The sequence below is a fragment of the Akkermansia sp. 54_46 genome (genome assembly GCF_001917295.1).
GTDB classification, from domain to species: domain Bacteria; phylum Verrucomicrobiota; class Verrucomicrobiia; order Verrucomicrobiales; family Akkermansiaceae; genus Akkermansia; species Akkermansia muciniphila.
The window spans coordinates 1-4,256 of record NZ_MNUD01000018.1; the positions used below are offsets into that span (position 1 = coordinate 1).

Here is a 4,256-nt window from a genome sequence, read left to right on the forward strand (position 1 = left end):
GGCCTACACCTACACGCCCTACGGAGAAGTCACCGCCGAAGGGGACGTCACCCAGCCCATCCAGTGGAGCAGCGAATACAACGACGAGGAACTGGGGCTGGTCTACTACAACTACCGGCATCTCAATCCGCACGACGGAAGGTGGATCAGCAGGGATCCCATCGCGGAACAAGGCGGGTGGAATTTGTTCGCCTTTGTTAAGAATAATGGTGTAAAAAGCATTGACTTATTGGGTTTGCTGGCATTTATAAGTTGCGCTCGTTTTTCTGATTTAAGCATGGTCTGCCTGATTTCCATTTTGGATGGACTCTGCGTTTGTCCCGAATGCAAAAAGATAGCGGATAAAATGTATAAGGCAAAATCTCTCGATACGCTTTTGAAAAAAGGAAATGAACTGGTAAAATGCGCGGAAAATCAAAAAAATGATACGCCTGTTACGCTTGAAATAATCGGACCCATATTTACGAATTTCGGGGAAAACGCAGGGCGTGGACCTATACCTGCAGATAAACCGTACAGGATCCTTCCAAAAAAAGATGGTGGCCCCAAGAATAAGGGTGGTAATTACCATAGAGGAACCCCTTCGCCAACCGACTTAAATAAAGGAACGCCGGGTACAATTTATGATTCGAGGTATGTTAATGATAGGACAGCTATACGGATTCATGAATTGGGGCTTTCCAAAGGGTGCATTACCATAGGGAGCAGATATGTCGACTCTGAAGGCAAAGAAATTCCGTTGGTTAGTAAAAATGCGGGGGAAGGCTATATTGAACAGTTAATGAAGGAGCATAATGAATGTGGAGGATTTTATTTGGAAATAAAGGAAGTCGGAGACGAATATAAACCTGAGGAGTTGATCAATGTTAAGAACAGCTATGATGGTGCGGTCTATACTCCAAATACGGCTGCAACGATTTTGAAAATTCCAATTATGTAATTTGTGGTAGAAAAATCAGATTAACCGAATTCCATGTCTCCTGAGAAAATGATTCTGACAGACAGGCAATATTCTGAATAAAACAGGTTCCAAACAAAATGTGGCGTCATGTGGTGATGACGCCACATTTTTATGGATCAAATAGTCGTGTTCATATTCACTGGCAATTTGCAGAGACACACCGCATACCGGAATACAGCCGAAAATCCTGAAAGACGATGCTGTATCAGGTTTGTCAGACAGCTATTCCATCTTTGTCCGTGTTCTATATTTTAGATTTTTGAAAACATTTTTGGCATTTGCTGTTTTGTCCATTATTGGAGAATGAATAGCAACAGTATACTATTGGAACATGCCGTAAAAGGATATTGACTTTGATGTTATTATGGATATAGGGAGGGATATGAGCTTGAAAAGAATGTGGGTTTTATCCTTGTTTCCGGTTGCATTGTTTCCATCCTGCCGCCAGGGGATGACTACGGTGGCACAGCCTCTGAAACCGGTATTTGTACACGTAGTTAATCCTCCTCTGGAGTATCCGGAATTTCCCGAATCAAGAGAAAAAATAAAAAAATTGTCACAACAGCAGAGGCAGCAGTTGGCGGGCTATATCGTTCATTCTGCGAATTGGGAGCAAATGACTAGGAAAGAATTTGAATTGATCCGCAGCGGACGGGGCCAGGAAGGTTTGTCTATGGTGCACTGGGATTCAGATAGTTATTTTAACAGGATGACTGTTCCTTATATCCGTTCGTCGAGTAAGGATAAAGATATTTTATCCCTTCTTCAGAACAATGAAGACGGAGAAGTTATTTTGAGCAGAGCGAATCTTTTTGAACTGGTAGCGGAAAATTATATAGAACATTATCCTGATGATAAGAACGGATGGGATTTTTTATGGTTTTTTATGAATATGGAGGAAGATGAAATTCCTTTTGGTAGTATAATCAAAGAAACGATTATCAAAAGGAATCTCGATCGATTCGCCTATGGGAAGAAAATACTGGATATGATAGGCGATTCCTCTATCAGAAAGAATGATGGACGCTGCCTTTAGTTTTGGCGGGACTACCTGCAGGTGGCGGAATGCGACTTGACCGGGGAAACGCCGGTACTTGTGCGCAGCTACCTCTGGGACCCCTCGGAACCGGAAGCCACGCGCGTCCTGGCCATGACGCGCTGGGAAGCGAACGGGACGCAGGTGAAGGAACATCTCTACTGCATGCACGACGCGATGAAGAACGTCACTTCCCTCTTCGGGGAAGCGCGCGGACGCCGCGCCCTGCTACAACTACCGGCATCTCAATCCGCACGACGGCAGGTGGATCAGCAGGGATCCCATCATGGAACAAGGTGGCTGGAATTTGTTCGCGTTCGTTAATAATAATGGTATCATCAATTTTGATTATTTAGGGTTGTGGCCATGGTCCCAGAAACAACCAAATCCTCCAACCTTGACAATAGAAACAAAAAAATGTCCAGATAAAAATACGATAAGCGTAGTTGTGCGTAGAAGTAACGAAATTACAGTGGATGCAGACGGTTCTCCTCGTGCGTATCATCCAAAAAACATAGGATTAGATGATAATAGAAATGGAGGAATAGGAAAAGATAATTACGGTATTGTTAGTCCTGATGTTATTCAAGGGAAAAATGATCCTGCTCCAGGTTATTATGTATCAGTTACAGCATTATTCGATCCCCGGAAAAAGAAAACAGACCCTCGTAGATATGTAAATTCAGAAGTAATTCCATATCTTGTTTTTAATAAAGAGGATAGAAAAAAAGGTGCTAAGGCCGGTGATTATGCAACAATTACTAAAAAGATGCCAAATGGTGATCTTTTAATTATTCACGCTATTCTTGCAGATTATAACCCTTATTCTAAAGGGGAAGGTTCTATGAAATTGGTAAAGGAATTAGGAGGAAATCCGGATCCTAGAAGAGGAGGGGTAAAATGTAAGGAAGGTTTTACTATTTACGTGTATCCTGGGACTGCAGAAAAATTTGATAGCGATAAAGTTTCTCATGAAACTATTCAAAAAAAAGGTAAAGAAATTTGGGATAAGCAGCATAACAAATAATATAATAATTATATGAAATTATACATATTATCTTTAATACTATTTTTTAGTACATCAAACTGTCAATATAATCTTAAAACGGTTGTAGAACATAATAAAAATCATGATAGTGCTATTGTTGATGATGTTCAAATATTAGAAAAATCATCTAGTAGTTCAATATGGAAAAAATATTATGTTAAAATTCATGGCCTAGAAAAAGATATTCCAGGAGAATATATAGATTCTCCATACATTATTGAATACAAAAATAGAGTTATTCTAGTATGTTCTATTAAAAGAGAATCGGTTATTTTTGTTGTTACAAGAAAAAATAATCAATTGGAGTTTATTCCTGTAACTGAAAAAAATAATTATGAATTGTTCATGGATAAATGTCGAAACATGAAATATTATCCTATTCGTTTTGTAAATGGAACATTGATTAAATTGAAAAATGGGCAACTAGTATCTGATTATTCGATAGAATGTTCTTCTAAAGAATTCCCTGATCCTTCTGATATTATTTATTTAGAATTTAAAGGAATATTTGATTTTGATTTCAAAAAAAATATATTGGAATTGAAAAGTATAGAAGGGCCTATACATTAAATCTTTCTGTATTTGGTAATAATTTGAATTATCATAGAGTAAAAATTCCTTGTTATTTATACCATGTTCCTTCCGGCATAAGCTGGAAGGAACATTTGCTATATGAAGATGAGCAAACATTCATCCTGCCTTATCCACCGGAATTTTCTGGCGGGAATCAGCTATTCGGACGCCACGCCCGGCCAGAGCTTCGCCTACAACCACCTCGGTCAATTGACGCAAATCACGGATGCCTCCGGAACGCGAACCTTCGCCTACAATCCCTACGGAGAACCGGAAACCGACAGCCTTGAGGCAAACGGCCTCGCCTGGCAGGTCTCCGAGCTCTATGACGGGCTCGGCCGTCCGGCCGGGTACGAATTAAGCGCGGGCGAACGCCGCGTCCAGCAGGCGCGCCTGTCCTATGACGGGAAAGGCCGCCTCTCCACCCTCACGGCGGAAGGCATGGAAACCCCCTTCTCCTGGACTTACTGCGAACAGGGAGGGCTTGTGGAACAACTCGCCTACCCCAACGGCATGACCCGGGTCAACACCTATGAAAGCAGCCGCGACCTCCTCTCCGTCATCGACTACCGGAGGCCCGGAAGCGCCAACCCGCCGGCAAGGCACGAATACGACTACGACGCGCTGGGCCGTCCTAC

General features: G+C 41.8%; 6 protein-coding genes. All 6 read left to right on the top strand.

Annotation, left to right across the window (positions count from 1 at the left end; genetic code table 11):
* Positions 1-940: RHS repeat-associated core domain-containing protein (locus BHW66_RS02865; protein WP_286688893.1), on the top strand; the 940-nt coding region annotated here is incomplete at its 5' end.
* 403 nt (positions 941-1,343) lie between these two features.
* Positions 1,344-1,997: a hypothetical protein gene (locus tag BHW66_RS02870; RefSeq protein ID WP_180975888.1), complete on the top strand. Its 654-nt coding sequence runs from the start codon at positions 1,344-1,346 to the stop codon at positions 1,995-1,997.
* 60 nt (positions 1,998-2,057) lie between these two features.
* The gene (locus tag BHW66_RS02875; RefSeq protein ID WP_286688894.1) at positions 2,058-2,321 is read left to right on the top strand and encodes a hypothetical protein; all 264 of its coding nucleotides are present in this window, start codon (positions 2,058-2,060) and stop codon (positions 2,319-2,321) included.
* The gene (locus BHW66_RS02880; protein ID WP_286688895.1) at positions 2,284-3,024 is read left to right on the top strand and encodes a hypothetical protein; all 741 of its coding nucleotides are present in this window, start codon (positions 2,284-2,286) and stop codon (positions 3,022-3,024) included. The genes BHW66_RS02875 and BHW66_RS02880 overlap by 38 nt, the downstream gene beginning before the upstream one ends.
* 12 nt (positions 3,025-3,036) lie before the next feature.
* The gene (locus tag BHW66_RS02885; RefSeq protein ID WP_143245549.1) at positions 3,037-3,615 is read left to right on the top strand and encodes a hypothetical protein; all 579 of its coding nucleotides are present in this window, start codon (positions 3,037-3,039) and stop codon (positions 3,613-3,615) included.
* A 108-nt stretch (positions 3,616-3,723) separates the two neighbouring features.
* The coding region (locus BHW66_RS02890; RefSeq protein WP_286688896.1) for a hypothetical protein at positions 3,724-4,256 on the top strand (533 nt) is incomplete at its 3' end.